This window comes from Sphingobacterium corticibacterium (genome assembly GCF_004208525.1).
GTDB lineage: Bacteria > Bacteroidota > Bacteroidia > Sphingobacteriales > Sphingobacteriaceae > Sphingobacterium > Sphingobacterium corticibacterium.
This window is the reverse complement of the sequence record NZ_SGIT01000002.1, coordinates 186150-210836: the sequence shown is the minus strand read 5'-3', so window position 1 is coordinate 210836 and position 24687 is coordinate 186150. Positions and strand designations below refer to the sequence as shown.

General features: G+C 41.7%; 22 protein-coding genes. 18 read left to right on the top strand and 4 right to left on the bottom strand.

Features of this window, described 5'->3' with window-relative positions:
* Positions 1–13 precede the first annotated feature (13 nt).
* The 12 genes from EWE74_RS09585 (at position 14) to EWE74_RS09530 (ending at position 15748) form a co-directional block, all read left to right on the top strand.
* A complete protein-coding gene (locus EWE74_RS09585) occupies positions 14–427 on the top strand; it encodes an FtsL-like putative cell division protein (RefSeq protein ID WP_130141341.1) in 414 nt (137 codons plus the stop codon).
* 19 nt (positions 428–446) lie between these two features.
* A complete protein-coding gene (locus tag EWE74_RS09580; protein ID WP_130141340.1) occupies positions 447–2567 on the top strand; it encodes a penicillin-binding protein in 2121 nt (706 codons plus the stop codon).
* A 5-nt stretch (positions 2568–2572) separates the two neighbouring features.
* Positions 2573–4027: a UDP-N-acetylmuramoyl-L-alanyl-D-glutamate--2,6-diaminopimelate ligase gene (locus EWE74_RS09575; protein WP_130141339.1), complete on the top strand. Its 1455-nt coding sequence runs from the start codon at positions 2573–2575 to the stop codon at positions 4025–4027.
* Between the two features lie 9 nt (positions 4028–4036).
* Positions 4037–5281, top strand: a complete 1245-nt coding sequence (gene mraY, locus EWE74_RS09570) for a phospho-N-acetylmuramoyl-pentapeptide-transferase (RefSeq protein WP_130141338.1) — start codon at positions 4037–4039, stop codon at positions 5279–5281.
* A gap of 1 nt (position 5282) precedes the next feature.
* Positions 5283–6656 (top strand): UDP-N-acetylmuramoyl-L-alanine--D-glutamate ligase, encoded by a 1374-nt coding sequence (gene murD, locus EWE74_RS09565; RefSeq protein WP_130141337.1) that lies wholly within the window; start codon positions 5283–5285, stop codon positions 6654–6656.
* Positions 6657–6765: 109 nt separating this feature from the next.
* Positions 6766–7959, top strand: a complete 1194-nt coding sequence (locus EWE74_RS09560; protein WP_130142349.1) for an FtsW/RodA/SpoVE family cell cycle protein — start codon at positions 6766–6768, stop codon at positions 7957–7959.
* A gap of 24 nt (positions 7960–7983) precedes the next feature.
* Positions 7984–9090: an undecaprenyldiphospho-muramoylpentapeptide beta-N-acetylglucosaminyltransferase gene (murG, locus tag EWE74_RS09555; RefSeq protein WP_130141336.1), complete on the top strand. Its 1107-nt coding sequence runs from the start codon at positions 7984–7986 to the stop codon at positions 9088–9090.
* A 3-nt stretch (positions 9091–9093) separates the two neighbouring features.
* Positions 9094–10449 carry a UDP-N-acetylmuramate--L-alanine ligase gene (gene murC / locus EWE74_RS09550; RefSeq protein ID WP_130142348.1) on the top strand — a complete coding sequence of 452 codons (1356 nt, stop codon included), beginning with the start codon at positions 9094–9096 and terminating at the stop codon, positions 10447–10449.
* Complete coding sequence (locus tag EWE74_RS09545; RefSeq protein WP_130141335.1) at positions 10442–11272, top strand: cell division protein FtsQ/DivIB; 831 nt, start codon at positions 10442–10444, stop codon at positions 11270–11272. The genes murC and EWE74_RS09545 overlap by 8 nt, the downstream gene beginning before the upstream one ends.
* A 31-nt stretch (positions 11273–11303) precedes the next feature.
* Positions 11304–12662: a cell division protein FtsA gene (gene ftsA, locus EWE74_RS09540; protein ID WP_130141334.1), complete on the top strand. Its 1359-nt coding sequence runs from the start codon at positions 11304–11306 to the stop codon at positions 12660–12662.
* Between the two features lie 142 nt (positions 12663–12804).
* Positions 12805–14514 carry a cell division protein FtsZ gene (gene ftsZ, locus EWE74_RS09535; protein WP_130141333.1) on the top strand — a complete coding sequence of 570 codons (1710 nt, stop codon included), beginning with the start codon at positions 12805–12807 and terminating at the stop codon, positions 14512–14514.
* Between the two features lie 91 nt (positions 14515–14605).
* Positions 14606–15748 carry a sugar phosphate isomerase/epimerase family protein gene (locus EWE74_RS09530; RefSeq protein ID WP_130141332.1) on the top strand — a complete coding sequence of 381 codons (1143 nt, stop codon included), beginning with the start codon at positions 14606–14608 and terminating at the stop codon, positions 15746–15748.
* A 35-nt stretch (positions 15749–15783) separates the two neighbouring features.
* On the opposite strand, the gene EWE74_RS09525 is transcribed toward EWE74_RS09530, so the two are convergent.
* The gene (locus EWE74_RS09525; RefSeq protein WP_130141331.1) at positions 15784–16425 is read right to left on the bottom strand and encodes a response regulator transcription factor; all 642 of its coding nucleotides are present in this window, start codon (positions 16423–16425) and stop codon (positions 15784–15786) included.
* Positions 16426–16633: 208 nt separating this feature from the next.
* Here EWE74_RS09525 and mscL point away from each other — a divergent pair, with 208 nt between their 5' ends.
* The 5 genes from mscL (at position 16634) to tsaB (ending at position 18685) form a co-directional block, all read left to right on the top strand.
* Positions 16634–17041, top strand: coding sequence for a large-conductance mechanosensitive channel protein MscL (mscL, locus tag EWE74_RS09520; protein WP_130141330.1), 408 nt, complete (start codon positions 16634–16636; stop codon positions 17039–17041).
* 99 nt (positions 17042–17140) lie between these two features.
* Positions 17141–17299: a 50S ribosomal protein L34 gene (gene rpmH / locus EWE74_RS09515; protein ID WP_130141329.1), complete on the top strand. Its 159-nt coding sequence runs from the start codon at positions 17141–17143 to the stop codon at positions 17297–17299.
* A gap of 51 nt (positions 17300–17350) precedes the next feature.
* A complete protein-coding gene (locus EWE74_RS09510) occupies positions 17351–17761 on the top strand; it encodes a ribonuclease P protein component (RefSeq protein WP_130141328.1) in 411 nt (136 codons plus the stop codon).
* Entirely contained in the window at positions 17724–17978 is a 255-nt protein-coding gene (yidD, locus tag EWE74_RS09505; protein WP_130141327.1) for a membrane protein insertion efficiency factor YidD, read from the top strand. The genes EWE74_RS09510 and yidD overlap by 38 nt, the downstream gene beginning before the upstream one ends.
* Positions 17979–17983: 5 nt before the next feature.
* On the top strand, positions 17984–18685 hold the full coding sequence (tsaB, locus tag EWE74_RS09500; RefSeq protein ID WP_130141326.1) for a tRNA (adenosine(37)-N6)-threonylcarbamoyltransferase complex dimerization subunit type 1 TsaB: 702 nt from the start codon (positions 17984–17986) through the stop codon (positions 18683–18685).
* Here the strand turns inward: tsaB and EWE74_RS09495 are convergent, their stop codons facing one another.
* Together EWE74_RS09495 and EWE74_RS09490 are read right to left on the bottom strand one after the other, a co-directional pair.
* On the bottom strand, positions 18686–19588 hold the full coding sequence (locus tag EWE74_RS09495) for a CorA family divalent cation transporter (RefSeq protein WP_130141325.1): 903 nt from the start codon (positions 19586–19588) through the stop codon (positions 18686–18688).
* A gap of 79 nt (positions 19589–19667) precedes the next feature.
* Positions 19668–20288, bottom strand: a complete 621-nt coding sequence (locus EWE74_RS09490) for an OmpH family outer membrane protein (RefSeq protein ID WP_130141324.1) — start codon at positions 20286–20288, stop codon at positions 19668–19670.
* Between the two features lie 223 nt (positions 20289–20511).
* Here EWE74_RS09490 and gyrB point away from each other — a divergent pair, with 223 nt between their 5' ends.
* Positions 20512–22470: a DNA topoisomerase (ATP-hydrolyzing) subunit B gene (gene gyrB, locus EWE74_RS09485; protein ID WP_130141323.1), complete on the top strand. Its 1959-nt coding sequence runs from the start codon at positions 20512–20514 to the stop codon at positions 22468–22470.
* A 229-nt stretch (positions 22471–22699) separates the two neighbouring features.
* On the opposite strand, the gene rpsA is transcribed toward gyrB, so the two are convergent.
* Positions 22700–24634 (bottom strand): 30S ribosomal protein S1, encoded by a 1935-nt coding sequence (gene rpsA, locus EWE74_RS09480; RefSeq protein WP_130141322.1) that lies wholly within the window; start codon positions 24632–24634, stop codon positions 22700–22702.
* Between the last annotated feature and the right edge of the window lie 53 nt (positions 24635–24687).

Genomic DNA, 24687 nt, shown 5'->3' with positions numbered 1-24687 from the left:
TTTTTGGAGAGATATGTCTAGCAAAAACACCGTCAGAAACAAAGAATTAAGTGAAGAGGTTCAGAAAAAAATGAATGACTCGGTTGAAGAAAAAGTGGAGGAAACACAGCATTTTCTTCGGTCTATCTTCTCTACAAAATACTTGTCCAGCTATCTGGTGGCTAGGAATTTGCCTTTTGCGGCATTTGTAGCACTACTTGGGCTATTGTATATCTCCAATCGACATTTGGCAGAAAGAACGGTACGGACTATTGATCAAGTGGGACGTGAGGTAAAAGAATTGAGCTGGGACTACAAATCATTATCTGCCGAATTAATGAAGCTAACAACGCAAACAGAAATTGCGAAGCGGGCCGATACCCTCGGGTTGAAAGAACGCATGGAGCCTCCTATTAAGCTGGAGGTAGTGAAAGAAATAAAGAAGTAAACAAGCAGCACGGAGTTGTATGAATATTAGAAAAACTATACTTATTCGCGTGTACGTGGCATTTGGCCTTATGGTGCTTTTTGCGCTAACGGTCTTTGGTAAGCTCTTGCATTTACAATATGTAGATGGTGGAGAGTGGCGTGCGATGGTGGATAGTTTAACGATTCAGGAGCGGGGAATTGAGGCAGCTCGCGGCAATATCTATTCCAATGATGGTAGTTTGTTGGCTACTTCTGTTCCCGAATATGAGCTTCGTTTTGATGCGATGTCAATACCACTGGAGGAAAGTGATGTCTTTAATTCTAAAGTCGATTCGTTGGCTGCGCGTTTGTCGGCGCACTTTAAGGATAAATCATCCCGACAGTATTTAACGTTGTTGAAAAATGCCCGTGCAAAAAAGCAGCGCTATGTCTTGATTAAACGAGCTGTTTCCCATCAAGATTTGAAAATTATAAAGACTTTTCCGTTGTTTCATGCGTTTAGGGAGGGCAAGAAGCGCTATCCTACTAGTTTGGTTACGGTGCGTGAAAATAAGCGGATTTTACCATTTACAAATTTGGCAGCTCGGACCATTGGTTATAAGAACATTAAGGGTGATACGGTGTTGGTCGGTTTGGAAGGGGCTTACGGAAAGTATATTGATGGAAAGAGTGGATCACAGTTAATGCAGCGTATTGCGGGTGGGGTTTGGGTGCCTGTCAACCGGGAGGTGGAAGTTGCGCCGGTCGATGGCTCGGATATCATTTCGACGCTAGATGTAAATATGCAGGATATGGCGCAGCGAGCGCTGGAAAAGCAGTTAATAGCTAGTGATGCGGACAATGGCTGCGTAGTTGTTATGGAGGTGAAAACAGGAGAGGTAAGGGCGATTGCGAATTTTACACGGGATAAAGAGGGAGTTTTTCGGGAAAAATACAATTATGCTATTGCGCAGGGGGCAGACCCAGGGTCAACATTCAAGCTGGCGAGTTATTTGGCGTTGTTGGATGATGGTTTTGTAGATACATCAAGCACGGTGGATATAGGAAACGGTACGTATAAAGTGCCAGCACATACCATACGGGATTCGCATGCACCAAAAAAATCGGTTTTGACGGTGAAAGAGGCTTTTGAAGAGTCTTCAAACGTAGGTGTGGCAAAACTGATAAACACGTATTATGGAGACAAACCGGCGAAATATACATCAAAGTTGCATCATTTTGGATTGGGCAAACCTTTAGGGTTACAAATTCCTGGTGAAGCAACGCCATGGGTAAAGATGCCGGATAGCAAAACGTGGAGTAAGTTATCCTTGGTGCAAATGGCGTATGGTTATGAATTACGACTAACACCGTTGCAGATGTTGGCGCTTTACAACGCGGTTGCCAACGATGGGAAATTGTTAGCGCCTTTGTTTGTGAAAGAGATTCGGCATCTCGGCAATACCGTAGAACGTTTTGATGCGAAGGTGCTTAATAAGCAGATTGCCTCGAAAGAAGCTATCCGCAAAATGCAGGGTATGTTGGAAGGGGTAATGACAGAGGGGACAGGTAAGCGCTTGAGTTCGCCGTTATATTCGTCGGCAGGTAAGACAGGTACGGCACAAATGAACGATGGTGCTCGCGGATATGGGCAACGTCGTTATCAATCATCCTTTGCAGGTTATTTTCCAGCCGAGAATCCAAAATATTCTATGATTGTCGTGATCCGAAATCCAAGAAAGGGATATTATGGCGGAGCAATTGCCGGGCCGGTATTTAAGGAGTTGGCGGATATGATTTATGCGAATGACTTAGCCTTGCACGGAACATTGGCAAGCAGAAAAGTAAATACAGCCGGAACAAAATTGCCGCTGACATTAAGAGGTTCGAAAGAGGCATCAAGTGCGGTTTACCAAGCGTTGGGATTTAATCCGTCGAATTGGAATACGATAGCGCAGGCCACGGATTCGTCGGCCAAAGCTGCTCCTTTTGTAGAGACCCAGGTGAAAGAAGGAGTGGTGCCGGATGTGCTGGGCATGGGCTTATCGGATGCTATCTTCACCATGGAAAATGCTGGGTTCAAAACGAAGGTTTCTGGTTGGGGTAAAGTTGTCAGCCAATCGCTTGTTGCTGGAACAAAATTAAAAGTAGGTACGCCCATAACGTTGGCGCTGAATTAAAAGATATGAAGCTAAGAGAATTATTACATGCGATTCCAGTACAGCAGCTTGAGGGGCTTCTTGAAGTTGACGTGTTGTCGGTATGCTTCGATTCGCGGAAAGTTTCTGCAGATAGTCTTTTTGTTGCCGTTCGGGGTGTCCATACCGATGGACATTTGTATCTTGATAAAGCGGTTGAAAACGGCGCCAAGGTGCTGGTCTTGGATACGTTGCCGGTGCAATTGCGTGAGGAGATAACCTATGTGGTCGTGGCAGATACATCGTATGTATTGGGTTTATTAGCATCTAATTTTTATGGTGATCCTTCCAAAGGGCTAAAACTTGTCGGTATTACAGGAACAAATGGTAAGACGACGATTGCCACGCTTCTTTTCAATTTGTTTAAGAGTTTGGGGTATCATGTCGGATTGCTGTCAACCGTGGAAAATAAAATCGGAGACCGGGTTATCCCGGCCACGCATACAACGCCAGATCCGATAGCATTAAATATGTTGCTTCGGGAAATGGTGGATGAAGGATGTGATTATTGCTTTATGGAGGTGAGTTCACATGCTGTCGTGCAACAACGTATCGCAGGACTACGTTTTGCGGGGGGCGTCTTCTCTAATATAACACACGATCACTTAGATTTTCACGGCACGTTTGACCATTACATCAAGGCTAAGAAAAAGTTTTTTGATGACTTAGATAGATTTGCTTTTGCATTGACCAACGTGGATGACCGTAATGGAACAGTGATGCTACAAAATACATTTGCACATAAAAAGACATACGGGTTAAAAACCATGGCGGACTTCAAGGCGAAGGTTGTCGAAAGCCATCTAGATGGTATGCTGCTACAGGTAGATGGACATGAAGTTTGGGTTAAACTGGTTGGCGGATTTAATGCATATAATCTGCTGGCGGTTTATGGCGCAGCGATTTTGTTGGAGCAAGAAACGATGAAAGTGTTAACGGCTATGAGCGATATTGCTGGAGCAGAAGGTAGATTTGATGTGGTGCGTTCGACAAATGGTACCGTAGGCATAGTAGATTATGCGCATACACCCGATGCGGTGGAGAATGTTCTTTCCACTATCCGGGAGTTGCGGAAAGGCGGCCAACAGATTATTACCGTATTAGGTTGTGGTGGCGATCGTGATAAGACTAAGCGCCCCGAAATGGCAGAGGTCGCGGTACGTTTGAGCGATAAAGTTATCATTACTTCGGATAATCCAAGGACAGAAGACCCGATGGCCATTATTCGGGATATGGAAGCGGGGGTGGATTCGAAAGATCGCAAACACGTCTTTACCATTGCCGAACGCAAAGAGGCTATTCGGGCTGCATGCCATTTAGCACAAGCTGGCGATATTGTATTGATCGCCGGAAAAGGACATGAAAAATATCAAGAAGTTCATGGTGTGCGTCACCATTTTGACGATAAGGAAATTTTAATAGAAACGTTTAACGAACAATAAGAAATACGGATGTTATATTATCTATTCAATTGGCTACAAGAACATATGCATTTGCCGGGATCGGGATTGTTTCAATACATCTCGTTTAGGACTGCAATGGCGGTTATTGTGTCGTTGATGATTACTACGGTATACGGAAGCCGTCTCATCCGTGCTTTACGTAATAAGCAAGTGGGGGAGACGATCCGTGACTTGGGATTAGAGGGGGAGAAGCAAAAAGTAGGTACACCGACAATGGGTGGGTTGATTATCATTGGCGGAATCTTGGTGCCCACACTTTTGTTTGCTAAACTGGATAATATTTATGTCATCATCATGATTATCACGACTATTTGGATGGGTACGATTGGCTTTCTGGATGATTACATCAAAGTATTCCGTAAAAACAAAGAGGGACTGGCCGGTCGCTTTAAAATTATCGGGCAAGTAGGACTGGGGACATTGATTGCCATCACCATGTATTTCCACCCGGATATTGTTGTTCGGGAAAAAGTACAAAACCCGACTTCGACAAAGGCGGTGGAGATTATGATGGATACCCAAACAGGTCAACGTTATTATGCGGAAAATGTGAAGTCTACAAAGACGAATATTCCATTTTATAAAAACAACGAGTTCGATTATGCCGAAGTGCTAAGTATGTTTGGATTAAACAGCAATCTGGCTACGTTTATGGTGTTTTTGGTGGTGATTGTGTTTATTGTTACGGCGGTGTCTAACGGCGCAAATATCACCGATGGGATAGATGGATTGGCAACGGGAACCTCAGCTATTATTGGTATTACACTGGCAATTCTGGCTTATGTGTCCGGTAACGTGATTTTTTCGGATTACCTTAATATTATGTATATCCCCAACTCCGGAGAACTCGTGATTTTTGCAGGTGCATTTGTAGGAGCCTGTACAGGTTTCTTGTGGTATAATGCCTATCCGGCGCAGGTGTTTATGGGCGACACTGGTAGTTTGACGATTGGTGGTATTATTGCGGCATTTGCTATACTTATCCGAAAGGAGTTATTGATACCGATGTTATGTGGTATATTCTTGTTAGAAAATCTGTCGGTGATTATGCAGGTATCGTATTTCAAATACACACGGAAAAAATATGGAGAAGGGCGACGGATATTTTTGATGTCTCCTTTGCACCATCACTATCAAAAGAAAGGTTATCACGAATCGAAGATTGTGATGCGGTTTTTCATTGTATCTATTATTCTTGCAATTTTAACGATAGTCACCTTAAAAGTAAGATAAGATGTCTAATATAGCACATACATATTATCCACAATCTGGCTTTCTGGCGATACTAGGCGCGGGGGAGAGCGGTGTTGGTGCGGCTATTTTAGGAAAGGATAAGGGGTTTGACGTATTTGTTTCAGACAAGGGGGCAATACGTGATGAATATAAGGCTGCATTACAGCAAGAAGGAATTGCATTTGAAGAGCAACAGCATAGTGAAAATAAGATTATGCAAGCAGATTTGGTTGTCAAAAGTCCTGGTATTCCTGAACATGCACCTTTAGTAAAGGCGTTAAAGGCCGCCAATATTCCGGTGATTTCGGAAATTGAATTTGCGGCGCAGTATACAGCGGCTAAGCTCTATTGCATTACGGGTTCTAACGGCAAATCGACAACAACGATGTTGACATATTATATGTTGCAGCGTGGCGGTGTAAATGTAGGATTAGCCGGAAATATTGGAAAAAGTTTTGCACTGCAGGTAGCACGCGAAAATTACGAGGTGTATGTATTGGAAATATCCAGTTTTATGTTGGATGATATGTATCATTTTCGTGCTGATGTAGCGGTCATTTTGAACATTACACCGGATCATCTAGATCGTTATGATAATAAGATGGAAAACTACAGGGCATCTAAGTTTCGTATGATCCGAAATCAAACAAAAGACGATTATTTTATCTACTGTTTGGACGACGAGGAAACAGTAAAAGGTTTAGCTGTATTTAAAACGGACGCCCAACATTTGCCCTTTACACAAGAACAAATGGTGGGGCAGGGTGCATATGTAGACGAAGAAAAGAATATTATAATAAAAGTACCTAACAAAGACATTTTTGCGATGAATATGGAAGAGTTATCATTACAAGGGAAGCATAACGCATACAACAACATGGCTTCGGGCTTGATTGCGAAGGTTCAAGAACTGCGTAACCAAACCATGAAAGAAAGCATGGAATCGTATGTGAATATCGAGCATCGTCTAGAGCATGTTGCTTGTATTGGGGGGGTGAATTATATCAATGATTCGAAAGCAACCAATGTGAATTCTGTTTGGTATGCTTTGGAAAGCTTTTCACCGGATATTATCTTAATTATGGGGGGCGTAGATAAAGGTAATGACTACGAGATGATGCGTGATTTAGTGAAGTCTAAGGTTAAAGCCATTGTATGTATCGGTAAAGATACGGTGCGCATTCATGAATCTTTTGAAAATGATACGGATGTGATTATCAATAGCTCGTCTATGCAAGACGCAGTAGAGATTGCCTCCTATTTGGCAAAAAAGGGGGATACGGTGCTGTTATCACCGGCCTGTGCAAGTTTTGACTGGTTTAAAAATTATGAAGAACGTGGTGAAAAATTCAAAGAAGCAGTAATGTCTTTGTAAGCACATCCGGCTGTCATCCCGACGCTAGGAGGGATCTAAATCGTTTAGATACTTGGGCAAGTCTCAATATGACAGAAAGGAAGAGGATAAATAAAATGTTGAAACAATGATGGATCAGATTTTCAGTAAATTAAAAGGAGATAAGTGGATATGGATTATTGTGATTGTCCTGTCCGGCTGGTCTTTGTTAGCGGTGTATAGTTCAGTAGGTACACTTGCCTACAAGGAAGGCAAAGGTACAGAATTGTACCTGTTCAAGCATTTTTCCATTATTGCTGTGGGTTTGGTGTTGATGTATCTATCACACAAATTAGATTATCGATATTATGCAGGTATTTCTAAGTTGCTGATGATCATCGCTATACCCTTGTTGCTTTTTACGTTGATTGGAGGTAACAAAGTAAACGAGGCTAGCCGCTGGGTAACGATTCCTGTCATCAACCAAACGTTTCAAACATCGGATCTGGCAAAACTGGCACTGATTACCTTTTTGGCACGTATGCTTTCACGCAAAGCACATGAAATAAAAGATCTTAAAAAATCATTCATTCCAATTATGGGGACCGTATGCTTGGTTTTTGTCCTGATTGCATGGGCAAACTTATCGACGGCTTTAATGCTATTTGGTACGAGTGTGTTACTGCTGTTGATTGGTCGGGTAAGTTTTAAGCAGATAGGCATCGTATGTGTCGGAGGGGCTTTCCTCTTGTTATTAGTGATATTTATCGGGCCTCGACGAGCCACCTATATCAGTCGTTTTGAGAGTTTCTTTAAGACAGAACAAACGGTGCAAAACACTGTACCTTTTCAAGAAGATAAAAATTACCAGGCAAATCTGGCGAAGATGTCCATTGCTTCGGGTCAGTTATTTGGCAAAGGTGCAGGGAATAGCGTAGGTAGAAATCTATTACCACATCCCTATTCCGATTTTATTTTCGCCGTGATTGTGGAGGAATACGGAACAATCGGTGGAGCGATCCTGCTTTTCTTGTACGTCGCATTGATGTACCGTTGTATACGTATTGTGACGCTAAGCCCACGTGCGTTCGGTGCCTTTCTAGCAGCGGGTCTAGGGTTTAGCTTAACCATACAGGCACTAGCCAATATGGCGGTTGCTGTAGGGTTGGGACCCGTTACTGGTGTGCCATTACCACTGGTCAGTATGGGAGGGACCTCCATTTTGTTTACCAGCGTGGCACTAGGAATCATTTTAAGTGTAAGTAGGAGTATCGAAGAATTGAAAGGAAAAGAAGAATTAAACGAAATTCCAAAGAATCCAAAAGTGGTTGTTGGAACGATTTAGAAATAAAGGGTTAGAAAGTAACACATGGGACATAGAGTAATCATAAGCGGAGGAGGCACGGGTGGACACGTTTTTCCAGCTATTGCAATAGCAAATGCATTACGTCGTATAGCGCCAGATATCGAAATCTTGTTTGTAGGTGCAAATGGGCGTATGGAGATGGAACGTGTTCCAGAGGCAGGTTACAAAATTGTGGGATTAGATATACAGGGTATTGATAGGAACTCCTTGTTGAAAAATTTGACCTTGCCTTTTAAGCTTATAAATAGTTTGATAAAGGCACGGAAAACGATAAAGGAGTTTAATGCCGATGCCGCAGTAGGTGTTGGTGGGTTTGCGTCAGGACCTTTGTTAATGGCTGCCAACAATATGGGGATACCTACGCTGATTCAGGAACAAAATTCCTATGCGGGTGTAACCAATAAGAGCTTGGGAAAGAAAGCTAAAAAGATATGTGTGGCGTATGAGGGGATGGATACATTTTTTCCGGCTGAAAAAATCATGTTGACCGGTAATCCGATACGTCGCGATTCGGTCGCTATAGAAGGGAAGCGCGAATTTGCTTTGCAAATTTTTGGTCTGCAACCACAAAAAAAGACCATATTGATTATCGGTGGTAGCTTGGGCGCAAAGCAGATGAATGGTTACGTGTTGGATGTGATACATGAGCTAGGCGAAAAAGACGATGTGCAATTTATTTGGCAGACCGGAAAAACATATTACGAGGATATGGAGCGTATGTTGAAAATGGACAGATTGATTCCGGGTAATGTAAAGGTGAAACCATTTTTGGATCGTATGGACCTAGCCTATGCAGCGGCAGATTTGATTATTTCGAGAGCAGGTGCTGGCACGATATCGGAACTTTGTGTAGTGGGAAAGCCGGTTATATTGGTGCCGTCGCCTAATGTGGCGGAAGACCATCAAACGAAAAACGCACAAGCTTTGGCCGCTAAGAACGCAGCCGTGATGATTTCCGAGGCAGATGCTCGGGACACAATGATGTACGTGGCATTAGAGTTGCTTGCTGATGAGGCTAAATGTGCATCATTAAGTGCCGAAATACAGAAGATGGCTCGACTCGATGCGGATGAAGTGATTGCAAAAGAAGTACTGAAACTTATTAAATAGATGATGAATCTTGACCATATAAAACGTGTTTACCTTCTCGGAATTGGGGGGATCGGTATGAGTGGTTTGGCGCGCTATTTCAAACATCTCGGTTGCGATGTGCAGGGATATGACAAAACAGAGACCGAGTTGACACACGCGTTGGTGCAAGAAGGTATTCAAGTGATCTACAAAGATGATGTCGCGTTATTGCCAACGATATACCAACAACCGTCTGGGGAAACGTTATTGATTTTCACACCAGCCATCCCGAAAGACCTTAAACTGAAAGCTTATTTTTTAGAAAGAGACTTTACATTATACAAGCGTTCGGAGGTATTGGGTATCATTAGCGCAAGTCGGTTTACAATAGCTGTGGCGGGAACCCATGGGAAAACGACAACCTCGACCATGATTGCGCATATATTAAAGGATTCAGGTTATGATTGTTCTGCTTTTTTGGGAGGAATCAGTTCTAACTATAGTAGCAATGTGCTATATGGTACGAACAATGTGGTTGTGGTAGAAGCTGATGAATACGACCGTTCGTTTCTGACGTTGCATCCCAATATTGCGGTGATTACCTCAGCAGATCCTGATCATTTGGATATCTATGGTGACGAGCGACATCTCATCGAATCTTTCGAACTGTTTTTACAACGTGTCGTCCCGGATGGCTTGTCGATCGTAAAAAAAGGACTTCCCTTTAGTGGAAATATAGGTTACGCCAAAGACGAAGTCTGTGATGCGTACGCGCGCCATATCCGTGTGGAAGAGGGGGTGTTTTATTTTGATTATGTTGCCGAGAAAACGGAAATGCAGGCTATCCCATTAGGTATACCAGGCTTCCATAATGTAGAAAATGCCGTGGCGGCCATTACGGTGGCGCTACAACTTGGAATAGCAGTGGAGAAGATAAAATCGGCATTAGTATCGTTCAGAGGGGCAAAGAGACGATTTGAATATATCGTTAAAACGCCGGCGCATGTATACATAGATGATTATGCGCATCATCCGGAAGAATTGCGTGCGTTTCTGACGTCGGTGAAGAAACTCTATCCGACAAAGAAGTTGACGGTTGTTTTTCAGCCACATTTATATAGTCGGACCCGCGATTTTGGAGATGGCTTTGCAGAGGTATTGGAGTTGGCAGATGAATTGCTGCTGATGGATATTTATCCGGCAAGAGAATTGCCGATAGAAGGAATAACCTCCAGTTGGCTACTGAATAAGATGGCGATAGGTAGTAAACAGCTTGTATCATCGGATGACGTATTGCGGATTGTAAAACAAAACGCTCCGGAACTGGTCGTGACAGTAGGGGCGGGAGACATAGACAGATTGGTAAAACCTTTAAAAGAAATATTGGAAAATGCTTAAGGTTGTTCGTTACATACCGTGGAGACAGCTTGGTTATGTGTGCTTAGGGCTACTTGTCTTGGTGGGAATAGGTATGTTGATGAGCTTGGTCAAGAAGAAGGATACGGCACAGGCCTGTGTCTCTATGAAGGTGATAGTGGAAGGAAAAGAAACCTTTATTGACCAGCACGATATTTCCGATTTAGTAAATAAAACATTCGGGAATGTTGTCGGGAAGCCATTGAAAGATATCCCGACAGACAGGATCGAACGGGCACTGATGGAGCTCCCCTACGTATCTAGTGCAGAAATTTATGCCGATATGGATGGCGTTTTACAGATCGTTGTGCAGCAGCGGGAAGTGATTTTGCGTATTGTGAACGGAGCCGGGAAAGAATATTACATCGACACAAAGGGAGCAAAAGTGCCGGTGACATTAAAATACGTTCCGCATGTTTTGGTCGCAAACGGGAATATACGCGAAGGATATGAAAAGCCATTGGATACGATCCGAACCCAATTGGTGAAGGATCTAGTTACCATTGTGGAGCAAGTAAAAGATGATCCTTTGTGGAGCAATCAGATCGTGCAGCTGTATGTCGATGATCAGCAGGATATTGAAATTATTCCGCGAGTGGGAACACAGCCGTTGGTTCTTGGTAATGCCGCGAAATTGGATGAGAAGCTAGATCGGTTGGAGATATTCTATAAGAATATTTTACCAAAAGTCGGCACTGGTGCTTACGAAAAAGTAAATGTAAAATATGATGGACAGATTATCTGTGAACGACGGGATGGATGGATGTTAGATAGTTTACAGATGAAACTAAAAATGAATAATTAATTTGAATAAACAGCAACAAAATACACAGCATATGAAGCCAAGATTAGCAGAAAACGAAAAAGATAGTCCAATCATCGTAGGGTTGGATATCGGAACAACGAAGATTTGCGTTACGGTGGGTCGTCGTAGCGGAGCCAATAAGATTGAGCTTTTGGGGGTAGGAAAAGCCGAATCTTCCGGTGTGAACCGCGGCGTGGTCGCGAACATCCAAAGAACGGTTAGTAGCATACGGGATGCGGTATCGATAGCGGAGTCCCAATCCAATGTGGATATCAAAGTGGTCAACGTAGGGATTGCCGGTCAGCATATCAAAAGCATTCAACATCGCGGTATCCTAACCAAACGTGACTACGATGAAGTGACCCGTATTGATGTGGAGCAATTAATTTCTGATATGTATAAGTTGGTCCTTCCTCCGGGCGAGGAAATTATCCATGTATTACCACAGGAATTTACCATTGATAATGAACCGGGTATTAAAGAGCCAATTGGTATGGCCGGACGTCGGGTAGAAGCTAATTTTCACATTATTTCGGGACGTGTGACTGATATTAATAATATCAAGCGTTGTGTGGATAATTCGGACTTAGAAATCTCTTTCCTGGTGTTAGAGCCTCTGGCATCATCCGAAGCTGTGTTGGATGACGAAGAGAAAACTGCGGGTGTCGTCTTAGTTGATATCGGTGGTGGTACGACAGATGTTGCTATTTTTCACGAAGGTATTATTCGCCATACGGCGGTTATTCCATTAGGGGGGAATATTGTGACGGAAGATATTAAACAAGGTTGCTCGGTATTGCGTAATCAGGCGGAACAGCTAAAAGTTCGTTATGGATCTGCTTTGGCTGATGAGAATAAAGATAATGAGGTGATCTGCGTGCCGGGTATACGTGGACGTGAGGCCAAAGAAATCTCTGTCAAAAACTTAGCTTATATTATTCAGGCACGGATGGAGGAGATTATTGAGCACGTGTACTATGAGATCAAATCGTCCGGCTATGAAGATAAATTGATTGCTGGTATTGTCATCACAGGAGGGGGCGCTCAATTGAAACATTTGGTACAATTAGTGGAGTACATCACTGGGATTGACTGTAGAATCGGTTATCCTAATGAATATTTGGCAAAAACAGAAATGTTGAACAAGCAAGCATTGGAAGAATTGAAAAGCCCGATGTATGCGACCTCCATTGGCTTGTTGATTAAAGGTGTGCAAGCTATGGAAGAAGTGGAAGCTACAGAACATGAAGAGGTCTCCAAAAAAGGAGGAAAAGTGAAAGATATTGCGGAGGAAAAGAATAAAAAGGAAAGTTGGTTTTCCAAGCTATTATCCGATTTTATTAAGGACGATACGGGAATTGATGATGACACATTTATTGGGAGAAAGTAAGTGAGTTTTCCACATTAGGTCTTTTTTCCACAAATTCACAAATGTGGAAAACTGTTGTGAGGAATTCGGTATTATTACATTTGAATTGTTGAACCTATCGGGGATTTCTAAGTGGTTTAGCAAGAGTTAAATAGGGTATTTTATGTCGATACAATTTGAAATGTTAAAGGAACAATCATCAATAATTAAGGTTATTGGTGTTGGTGGTGGCGGGGGCAATGCCGTAAACCACATGTACAAGCAAGGGATTAGCGGTGTAGACTTTATCGTTTGCAATACGGATGCGCAGGCACTGGAGTTGAGTCCTATTCCGAACAAGGTACAGTTAGGTGCAAGCTTAACAGAGGGAATGGGTGCAGGTGCGGATCCTGACGTAGGTGAAAATTCAGCTATTGAAAGTATTGAAGATATCAAGCGTATGCTGGGTACCAATACCAAGATGCTTTTTATTACGGCAGGTATGGGTGGTGGTACCGGTACCGGGGCAAGCCCAGTATTGGCGAAAGCGGCAAAGGAGCTTGGTATTTTAACGGTCGCTATTGTAACTACTCCTTTTACATTCGAAGGTAAACGACGTCGCGCGCAAGCGGAAGAGGGTATGGGAGAGCTACGTAAATATGTAGACTCTTACCTGGTTATCTCGAATGATCGTTTGCGGGAGATATTTGGTAACCTTACCATGCAGGCGGCTTTCGCGAAGGCGGATGATATTTTGACAACAGCAGCGAAAGGTATAGCCGAAATTATTACCATCCCGGGCTACGTGAACGTGGATTTTAAAGATGTGCGTACCGTTATGAATGATAGTGGTGTGGCCATCATGGGGAATGGAATATCTACCGGTGAAAATCGCGCTATTGAAGCTGTGACAGGCGCATTGGCATCACCTTTATTGAAAGATAATGAAATTGAAGGTGCACGCTATATTCTATTGAATATTACCTCCGGAAAAAATGAAGTGACGATGGATGAAGTTGCTATTGTTACCGATTATATCCAGGAAAAAGCAGGCTTATCTGCTGACCTTATTTGGGGTAATTGTATCGATGAGAATTTGGACGACGAGTTGTCGGTAACCATCATTGCCACAGGTTTCCAGACAGCGGAAGAGCGTGTCAAAGAAAAAGAAAAGGAAAAAGTTGCTTTGCCCTTAACCCCGGAACCTACAGCCAAACAGTTCGTAAAGCCTGTTGTCCAAAATCAATTTATAAAGAAAGAAGAGCCTGTTGATACACAACAGCCCTACATTAAACCTCCACAAGATACAACGGAGAAGACTCTTTCTTTTGGGACACCTACTACGCCGCAAGGAGACCTGTTTACCTCTCCAAAGCCCATTCATGCTGCGGTGGCGAAAAAAGAAGAGCCGGAAGTAATCCGTCATACATTGAGTTTGGAAGAGCCGGAGCAAGAGGAAGCTGCTGAAGAATCAGGTTTTGAGTTGAAAACCTCTCCTTCTGTGTTTGAGTTTAAGTTGCCATCGGTATTCGATGTGTATAATAAAGAAGCACAGGGTGTGGAAGAAACGGAAAAAGCGGAGAATATAAATATAGCAAGAGAAGAGCCCGTAGCGCAAGCAGAACCGGCACCGGAGAAGGAAATTGATTTTGAAGACCAATTGATGAAAACGAAAGAACGCATACTGCGTTTGAAAGAGCTCAGCATGAAACTGAAATCGAGCAATGGTTTACAAGAATTGGAGAATGAACCGGCTTATAAGCGTAGACAAAAATCGTTAGAAGATGTGCCCCATTCTTCGCAATCGCAGGTGTCACGGTTTACCTTGTCATTTGATGATGGAGAGACCGAGATTCGACCGAACAATTCGTTTCTACACGACAATGTTGATTAATCATGAAGGTCAAAATACACTTGAAAAGACAGCAGAAATGCTGTCTTTTTTATTTATATTTACCCAAACAAAAATTAAAATCTAGACGTATATGTTGGCTAAACTAAATAATCCCATATGGGTGATGAGCTCTGCGTATGATAAATTGTCTTTGGACGAATTAATAACTACTTCCAAGGAAGTGGGGGCACAGGGGATCGATTTATGTGTATTTAGAAAAGATGGGACACGTGAAGATCATACCGCTACACATTTGGATTACGAAAGCTTTTCGCCGGAGGATGCTAAACGCCTTGTTGAGAAGTTTAATGTGGCAGAATTGAGTTTGTCTTTAGGCGCGTTTGAAAATATGATCGGAGGTGATCCGGAACAACGGGTCAAAAATCAAAACCACCTGTTGCGTCTTATTCGAATAGCGCACCTACTGGGAGGAGATAGAAATGATGTGAAAGTGGGAACATTTGTAGGGTACAACCATGATCTTGGAAATGAAATCGATGGATTCCAGAAAAATTTAGAGGAATATAAACGGGTATTCGAACCGATTGTCAAATATGCGGAAGACCTCGGTGTTACCATTGTGTACGAAAACTGTCCGATGGAAGGTTGGCGTTCTGCTCGCTATACCTCTACTTATAATAATCTGCCGGCTGTATTGGCCGCACGGAAATTAATGTATGCATTAATCCCAAGCAAGGCACATGGAGAAATATATGATCCCTCACATGATATTTGGCAGAATGTAGATCCGGTAGAAGTAATGGAGCAAATGGATATTGACCGGTTAAAACGTATTCACGTAAAAACGACCCGTAATTTAAAAACGAAGGCTCGTGTGGAGTGGGGCGGAATGTATCCTATGCAACATGTAGATGTTTCCTTGGCAGAGCAAGCAGGCATTACGATTCCGCAACACGATTGGGACCGTCATCATTATGAAGCTATGCTTCCGGGATTTGGAGGGACAGATCACATGGACTGGAATGATTTCGTTGCAGTCTTGCATCGGCGAGGATTTGACGGACCTTTTGAAATTGAAAATGAAGCGAAGAACTCTAAGGATACAGGTAATCTTGCTGCAACTAATCAAGGATTTGCGAATTGTATTCGTTTCCTATCGCCGCTATTGTGGGAGTTAGATAGTGAAAAAGGATATGTTTTTCAGCGTAGAAGTTACTTGGAAGAACCCGCTGTAAAAGATATTCCGGAGGTCACCATAGCAGAATTAAGATAAAAAAGAGAGGTTGTTGAAAAGACAACCTCTCTTTTTTACGCTTCACTATGCAGGTTGAATAGTTCAATAAGCTCCGGGATATTACCCACATTTAATTTCTCGAAAACACGACTCTTGTAAGTGCTCACTGTGGAAGAACTTAATTCCATCAGTTTGGCAACCTCCAAAATACCGAGACCTTTGGTAAGATGTTTCGCGACGTCCATTTCGCGATTGGATAATTTATGTAACGGGTTCCCTTTGTCAAAAGAGGATTTACTCGACGTGAGTTTCTGTATATAAAGCTCCTTCACAGCTTCGGACATATATTTTCCACGTGTCATAATGTTCTCTATGGCATTTTTAAGTTCCGACATTGCGGTTGTCTTATTAATATAGCCGCAAGCACCTGCATTGATATACCGCAGCGCATAGATACTTTCCTCATACGATGAGAAAACTAATATTTTCACCTGATGCTGGATATCTAATAATTCCTTGATAACTTTAATATTATTGCCGCCAGGCATATTAATATCCAGTAGGAGTAAGTCAAAAGATTCTTTGTGCAAAAAATCATACACCTCATCGTATGTCTGTGCCTGTTGAATGTCTGCTTCAGGAATGCACTCCTTAATAATCATGGAAGCGCCTAGTCTTACAATGCTATGGTCGTCCGCTATTAATATTCTCTTCATTTACGGGTTGCTTATGCTGGTGTTTTTGTAAGTTCGATATGCGATGTACTTGTCTGCTATGACGGAACAAATATAATTAAGTAAATGATATAAAAAAAGTCTACCTCATATCCATGATTTATGCGCGTGTTAAAAATATTACGAAATTCTTGAATATTGTAGATTTAATTGTCATTTTTGATTATTCATTGTTTTTAAATTTAAAATTATGGGATTTCTAAAAGAATTTAAGGAATTTGCCATGCGCGGAAGCGTCATCGACCTCGCAGTCGGTGTGGTAATCGGAGGTGCTTTTGGTAAGATTGTTACTTCCATGGTGGATGATATTATCATGCCGCCTATTGGCTACATTACAGGTGGGGTGGATTTCAGCAACATGAAGTATGTTATCACAGAAGCGAATGAGGCTGCTGGCACTACGGAAGTTGCTATTACGTATGGTAATTTTATTAACGTTATTATTCAGTTCCTGATTATTGCGTTTTGTATCTTTTTGGTAATCAAGGGAATTAATTCTTTGAAACGCAAGGAAGAAGCAGCTCCAGCCGCACCAGCCGCACCATCTAAAGAAGAGGTGTTGTTGACCGAGATTCGTGATATACTAAGGAGTAAATAGTTTTGGTAAAATTTGCTTCTTTTCTAAATTAACAGTACTTTTGCATTCCCTTGTATAGGGAGGGATTGATTTAGATATAAAAACAAGCATAATAGCGTCATGAAAAGAACATTTCAGCCTTCGTTAAGAAAAAGAAGAAATAAGCACGGTTTCCGTGAGCGTATGAGTACCGCTAACGGCAGAAGAGTATTGGCTGCTCGTAGAGCTAAAGGAAGAAAACGTCTTTCTGTATCGGACGAATACCGTCACAAAGGGTAATAAATACAGGTCGGTGGCTCCTGCGGGCTTGTGTTTCGGCAAATAGTCACAATGAGCTATACATTTACGAAGGAAGAACGATTATGCAGTAAAAGACTTATTGAAAGTCTTTTCCGTAATGGTTCTTCTTTTGTTGTTTATCCTTACCGTGTTGTATGGCTGTATACCCCACCTATACAACAAAATATTATTCCTGCGCAATCTATAATCTCCGTTTCTAAACGTCGCTTTCGAAAAGCGGTAGATCGGAATGCGCTCAAACGTCGGATAAGAGAGACTTATCGCCTGCAAAAATCAGATTTATATAAGTTTCTTCAAGAACATTCCCTACATTTGTTGGTGGCATTCCAATATGTGGGAAAGGAAAAGGAACCCTATGCAATGCTCTATCAACGTATGGGAAAGGTATTAGCCAAGCTGAAAGATGAGCATATTCAAATTCTTATGGGAAAAACTGATTAAAAAACCACTACAGTGGTTTTTCGTAGTTATCATCCGTTTTTATCAGCTTTTCATTTCACCGTTTTTAGGAGCCAATTGTCGGTATACGCCAACCTGTTCGCAGTATGGTAAGGAAGCTATCCTGAAATACGGCCCTTTTAAAGGAGGGTATCTGGCGATTCGACGAATATTGAGGTGCCATCCTTGGGGAGGGCATGGACACGATCCTGTTCCATAAAGTCTATGATAGAAAATACATACATTTTACAAATAGAAACAGCAACACCGGTATGCTCTGTCGCTATCGGAAAAAATGGAAAAACAATAGCCACGGTAGAAGCCGACGGACCTAATTTACATGCGAGCAGCCTAACCTTGTTCATCGAGGAAGTATTGGAAAGGGCGGTCATCACCAGGAGTGATCTGCACGCGGTAGCCATAAGCAAAGGCCCTGGTTCCTATACGGGTCTCCGAATCGGTGTTTCAACCGCTAAAGGGCTATGTTACGCCTTGGATATTCCATTAATCGCCGTGAATACGCTGGAAGCGATGGTTTCTGGCTTTGTTTCCCGGCAGAATGGGAGCGTGTTTACCCGTATATTAGTGCCGATGATCGATGCTCGTCGGATGGAAGTATATATGGCCAAATACAATGCGCAGTTGGAATGTATAGCAGAGACAACAGCTCATATTATCGATGAAAGTTCTTTTTCCGAGGTAGGTGAACATACAGGCTATGTTCTTTTTGGAAGTGGGGCAGATAAACTGGATACACTTTTTGAAGACCAAGAGATGGTTCAGGTGCAGGTAGGATTTCGTAATGCGGCCTCGTTTTTTGATAAACTAGCTTTTCAAAAATTCCAACAAGGTGCTTTTGAGAATATTATTTATTTTGAACCTTACTACCTTAAGGATTTTATTGCTACTACGCCCAAAAAACGTTAATTACAACCATCTACGCTTTTTGAACCAATAATAAATGAGTGCGGCAAGAACTGCCATCGCTAAGATGACCGCCGGATAACCGTAGTACCATTCTAGTTCGGGCATATTTTTGAAGTTCATGCCATACACACCTACGATGAAAGTAAGCGGCATGAAAAAAACCGATATGATGGTTAATGTACGCATAATATCATTGGTGTGATTAGATTCTATATTGAAATAAACAGAGAGAAGCTGTGCTGTATTTTCAGAGATGTTTCTATATAAGGTGGACGAGCGAGCATAAATATCTTTTAAGTCCTGCGTATAGATATTCTTAAATGCTGATAGATGAAAGAAATCCACGATATCCTTGTAAAGTGTTAATATAATGCGGATAAGATCGATTTGACGTTTAATGTAATAAAGCTGACGTAGGAAGTCCTTTTTCCTTCGGTTTAAAAATACCATCTCTTCATAGCTGTCCAGCTGCGTATTTAGTTTGTTGATAACTAAGTTTTCAAAAGTCTTCAGTGCCTCAGAGGTAAGATGGTTGATGAAAAGTTTGCTGGAACTGAGTTTATTAAACGGAAAGTTATCAGCGAGTTTTTCCAGATATTCGATATTTCCGCGATGGACAGTAATCACAAACTTGTCGCTAAAAAATATTGATATGCGTTCCGTAATTTCAGTTAGGGTATCGGAGAAATTGTCAAATTTTGCGGGAATAGAGCGAATAATGAGAAAATGGTAATTTTCGAATTCTTCAATCTTCGGTAGCTGGCCGATCTGCAGACAATCTTTAATCGAGGCCTCGTGTAATTGATATTTGGATCTAAGTGTTTCGAAATCTTCAAGTGTAGGCTCGGATATATCAATCCAATCAAAGGAAGCGTTGCTAGAATCTAAGATGGTGCGTACCATGGTGAGATAACAAATATATTCAAGAAATCGTAAAACAAATAAGGCTATTCCGAGAATAGCCTTATTTGTTTGAATTTTCTTATTTCTTTTCTTTGGCTTTTTTGTCTTGATATTCCTTGTTCAAGGCAGCTACCACTTCGGTAGTAATATCTTTTTTCTTTTCTGCATATAACACAGTAGGATTGGAAACGGAGTACGTTAATACCAACTCATAACCTTTTTCTTCGGCATGTTTTTTCAAATACTCCGAGATAGTATTATATACATTGTTGAATTCCGTCGATTCATCCTGTGCAATAGATGCGGATGCATTTTGGTCTAGGCGTCCCAGTTCATCTTGTTTACGAGCTAGTCTTTCTTCTGTTGCCTGACGGTCAGAAGCGCTCATAGTAGCTGCTTTCTGTTGATATTCGGCTACCTCACGTTGGAAGGCCTGGCCTTTACTTTGTAAATCACTCTGTGCCTTTTTTACCTTCGCTTCGAGTTTACTTCTAATGTCTTTATAATATTCGTATTTTTCGGATAAAGTATCAGCGTTTATATAAACGATTTTCTCTCCTTCGTTGGCACCCGCAACGGATGCACTAGAATCAGTTTTAGGTGCAGTTCCGGTGCTTGCATTTTGGTTACAGGAAGCTACGGCCAGGATGGCCACCAATCCTAAAGATACGTTTGATACTGTTTTAAATAGTTTATTCATTCTAATATAGTTTTCAGAAAACAAACCTAAGATAAAAAATCAAATTTTAGAAGTTCTTTGTTATTTCTTAGCAAATTATACGTTAAAAAGTGGGGTATTTACGAATATTTCAGGGCTGTCCATCATTTGAATACGGAGCTATCACACGTATATTATCTCTTGATTTTTAGGGAAAAAAATCGTATTTTTGAATGTTTAACGATACTCATTTTAAATTAATTTCATGAGCGAAGAAAATAAGAATTCATCAACGTACTCGGCGGATAATATTCAGGTGTTAGAAGGTCTGGAAGCAGTACGTAAGAGACCTTCCATGTACATTGGCGATACAGGTGTTAAAGGTTTGCACCATTTAGTTTATGAGGTGGTTGACAACTCTATTGACGAAGCTGTAGCAGGGTATTGTTCGGATATTGTCGTTACGATTCACAGCGACAATTCAATTTCTGTTAAGGATAACGGACGCGGTATACCGACCGGTATTAACAAGAAAGAGAACAAATCGGCTTTGGAATTGGTGATGACGGTGTTGCATGCTGGCGGTAAATTTGATAAAGATACCTATAAAGTATCTGGTGGTTTGCATGGGGTGGGGGTTTCTTGTGTGAACGCGCTATCTACCCATTTATCTGCTGTAGTGCACCGGGATGGGAAGGTTTTTCAACAAGAATATGAAAAGGGTAAGCCTTTGTATAATGTGAAGGAAATTGGCGAAAGTGATATCACCGGAACCATAGTCACTTTCCGTCCAGATTCCGAAATATTCACGATGACGACCACGTATAACTATGATACGTTGGCAAATCGTTTGCGTGAATTAGCGTTTCTGAATAAGGGTGTACGCTTATCGTTAATAGATGAACGGGAGATCAATGAAGATGGCTCGCGTAAGTCGGATGAGTTTTTTTCGGAAGGTGGTCTACGTGAATTTGTGAAATTCCTAGATGGTACTCGTCAACCGCTTATTCCCGAACCTATTTATGTCGAAGGAATTAAGCAAGGTGTGCCCGTAGAGCTTGCTTTGCAATATAATGATACTTATTCGGAAAATGTGCACTCCTATGTTAACAACATTAACACCATTGAGGGCGGTACACATGTGGCTGGTTTTCGTCGTGGATTGACGCGTACGCTAAAGGCGTATGCCGATAAATCCGGCTTGTTGAAAAACCTCAAAGTTGATATTACAGGGGATGACTTCCGTGAAGGATTAACGGCTGTTGTATCGGTTAAAGTTGCCGAACCGCAGTTTGAGGGGCAAACCAAAACTAAATTAGGTAATAACGAGGTGATGGGTGCCGTGGATATTGCTGTAGGGGAGATCTTGGGCATCTACCTGGAAGAAAACCCCAAAGAGGCAAAGACCATTGTACAGAAAGTTATTATTGCCGCTCAAGCGCGCGCAGCAGCACGTAAAGCGCGTGAACTTGTACAGCGAAAAACAGTAATGGGAGGTTCTGGACTTCCGGGGAAATTAGCGGATTGTTCGGATAGCGATCCGGCAACATGCGAGATTTTCTTTGTCGAGGGAGATTCTGCGGGTGGAACGGCGAAGCAAGGTCGTAACCGTCGTTTTCAGGCCATTATGCCGTTGAGAGGTAAGATTCTGAATGTGGAGAAAGCCATGGAACATAAGATTTATGAAAACGAGGAAATAAAAAATATGTTTACGGCGTTGGGTGTAAGCGTAGGAACGGCAGAAGACTCCAAAGCATTGAACCTGGAAAAATTACGCTATCATAAAATCATTATCATGACGGATGCCGATGTGGATGGTTCGCACATTGCTACGTTGATTTTGACTTTCTATTTCCGTTATATGAAGGAGTTGATAGAGAAGGGTTATGTATATATTGCAACGCCACCGCTTTATCAGGTCAAGAAAGGGAAGGAGTTTGAATACGCATGGAACGAGGATCAACGTTTGGCCGCTATTCAACGTTTGAAAGGTGCAGGAAAGGAGGATTCCGTCCATGTACAGCGTTATAAAGGTCTAGGAGAGATGAATGCCGAGCAGTTATGGCAAACTACCATGGATCCCGAACAACGTACGCTACGTCAGGTGACTATCGAGAATGCTGCGGAGTGTGATCGTATTTTCTCCATGTTAATGGGAGATGAAGTTGCGCCACGGCGAGAATTTATCGAACGAAATGCAAAATATGCGAAGATAGACGTATAACGAAATGATGTTATCAAGACAATCCCGACTTATGATGGTCGGGATTTTTTTTTGATTTTTGCGCCCAGTTTTAATAGGAGATTTTTCCGATAACCTCGGATCGTTTCTGGGCTCAGAAGGCTTTGCTGAATGTCGGCTTAACATTTAAGTTTTAGCGAAGAAAAACCGTATCAAAAAAAGCCCCGATTGATTTCCAATCGGGGCTTTGAAGTATACAGATAACCTAAAATTATTTAGATTTCTTTTCGTCACCTTCCATTTGCTGTTTCAATTGTGCAAGAACATCTAAGTCACCTAATGTAGATTTCTCAACAGAGTCTTTTACTTTTTTCACAGCTGAATTAGCGGCTTTTGCTTCTTTTTTGCGATTATTGAATTCTTCAATACGAGCTTCTGCTTTTTGGTCTTCCCAGATACGAGAGTGGGATATCACTAAGCGTTTGTTCTCTTTGTTAAATTCAATAATTTTGAATTCCGCAACTTCGTCTACTTTCAATGGGTTACCGTCTTCTTTGATAGAGTGTTTGTTCGGACAGAAGCCTTCAACACCATATTGTAATGCAACGATATCACCTTTGTCGCCAACTTTGATTACAGTACCTTCGTGAACAGAACCTTCTGTAAAGATGGTTTCAAATGTGTCCCAAGGGTTTTCTTCCAATTGTTTGTGTCCCAGAGAAAGTTTACGGTTTTCTTCATCAAGTTCCAAAACAACAACCTCTAATGTTTCACCTACTTTAGTGAATTCGTTAGGGTGGTTGATTTTCTTAGACCAAGAAAGGTCAGAGATATGGATTAAACCATCGATACCATCTTCTAGCTCTACAAACACACCAAAGTTGGTCATGTTTTTAACAACTGCAGATTGTTTAGATCCGATTGGGTAACGCTCTGTGATATTTTTCCAAGGATCAGGTGTCAATTGTTTGATACCTAAGCTCATTTTACGCTCTTCACGGTCTAATGTTAAGATTTCCGCTTCGATTTCATCTCCTACTTTCAAGAATTCTTGTGGAGAACGTAAGTTTTGAGACCAAGACATTTCCGATACGTGAATTAAGCCTTCTACACCAGGGATAATTTCAAGGAATGCACCGTAGTCTGCTACGGTAACAATTTTTCCTTTTACTTTAGAACCTATTGCTAGTTCCGTATCTAAAGACTCCCAAGGGTGCTCTGATAGTTGTTTAAGACCTAAAGCGATACGTTTTTTCTCATCGTCAAAATCTAATACAACCACGTTGATTGTTTGGTCTAAAGCCAATACTTCTTTCGGATGCTCAATACGACCCCAAGAAATATCTGTAATGTGAAGCAAACCATCAACACCACCTAGATCGATGAATACACCGAAATCTGTAATGTTTTTAACAGTACCTTCCAATACTTGTCCTTTTTCTAATTTAGCAACGATTTCAGATTTTTGGTTTTCTAAGTCGTCCTCAATTAATACTTTGTGTGATACAACAACGTTTTTAAACTCATGATTGATTTTAACCACTTTAAATTCCATAGTTTTACCTACGTATACGTCGTAATCACGGATAGGTTTGATGTCGATTTGTGAACCAGGTAAGAAAGCTTCTACACCCTTGATATCTACAATTAAACCACCTTTTGTACGAGATTTAACGAAACCATCGATAATGGCATCGTTTTCCAATGCCTCGTTGATAGCTTCCCAAGATTTTTGTGTTTTAGCACGTTTGCGTGATAATACAAGCTGACCGTTTGCATCCTCTTGAGATTCTACAAACACATCTACTTTATCACCAACTTTCAAGTCAGGTAAGTCGCGGAACTCCGATGATGCTACAAGGCCGTCTGATTTGAAACCTACGTTCAATACAACATCTTTGTTGTTGATCGAAACCACAGTACCTTCAATAATTTCACCTTGGTTGATTTGATTGAATGTTCCAGCGTATTGCTCTTCTAATTTAGCACGCTCTGTGTCGCTGTAGTTACCGAACGCTTTTTCATCTAAATCCCAGTCAAAGTCACCTTCTGGTGTACTCCAAGTGGTAGATTTGATGTCTTCGATTAATTTTGAATCTGCTTCAGACTCGATTTGTTCAGTGTCTTTCACTACTTTAGTGTCAGCACCTTGTAGCTCTGCGTTTTTCGCCGCTAACTCTTTTTCTGCTTCTTGTTTTTTTGCCATTAATTATTAATTCTCCTTTTCCTTGCGTTGCAAGGACTGCAAAGATACGAAAA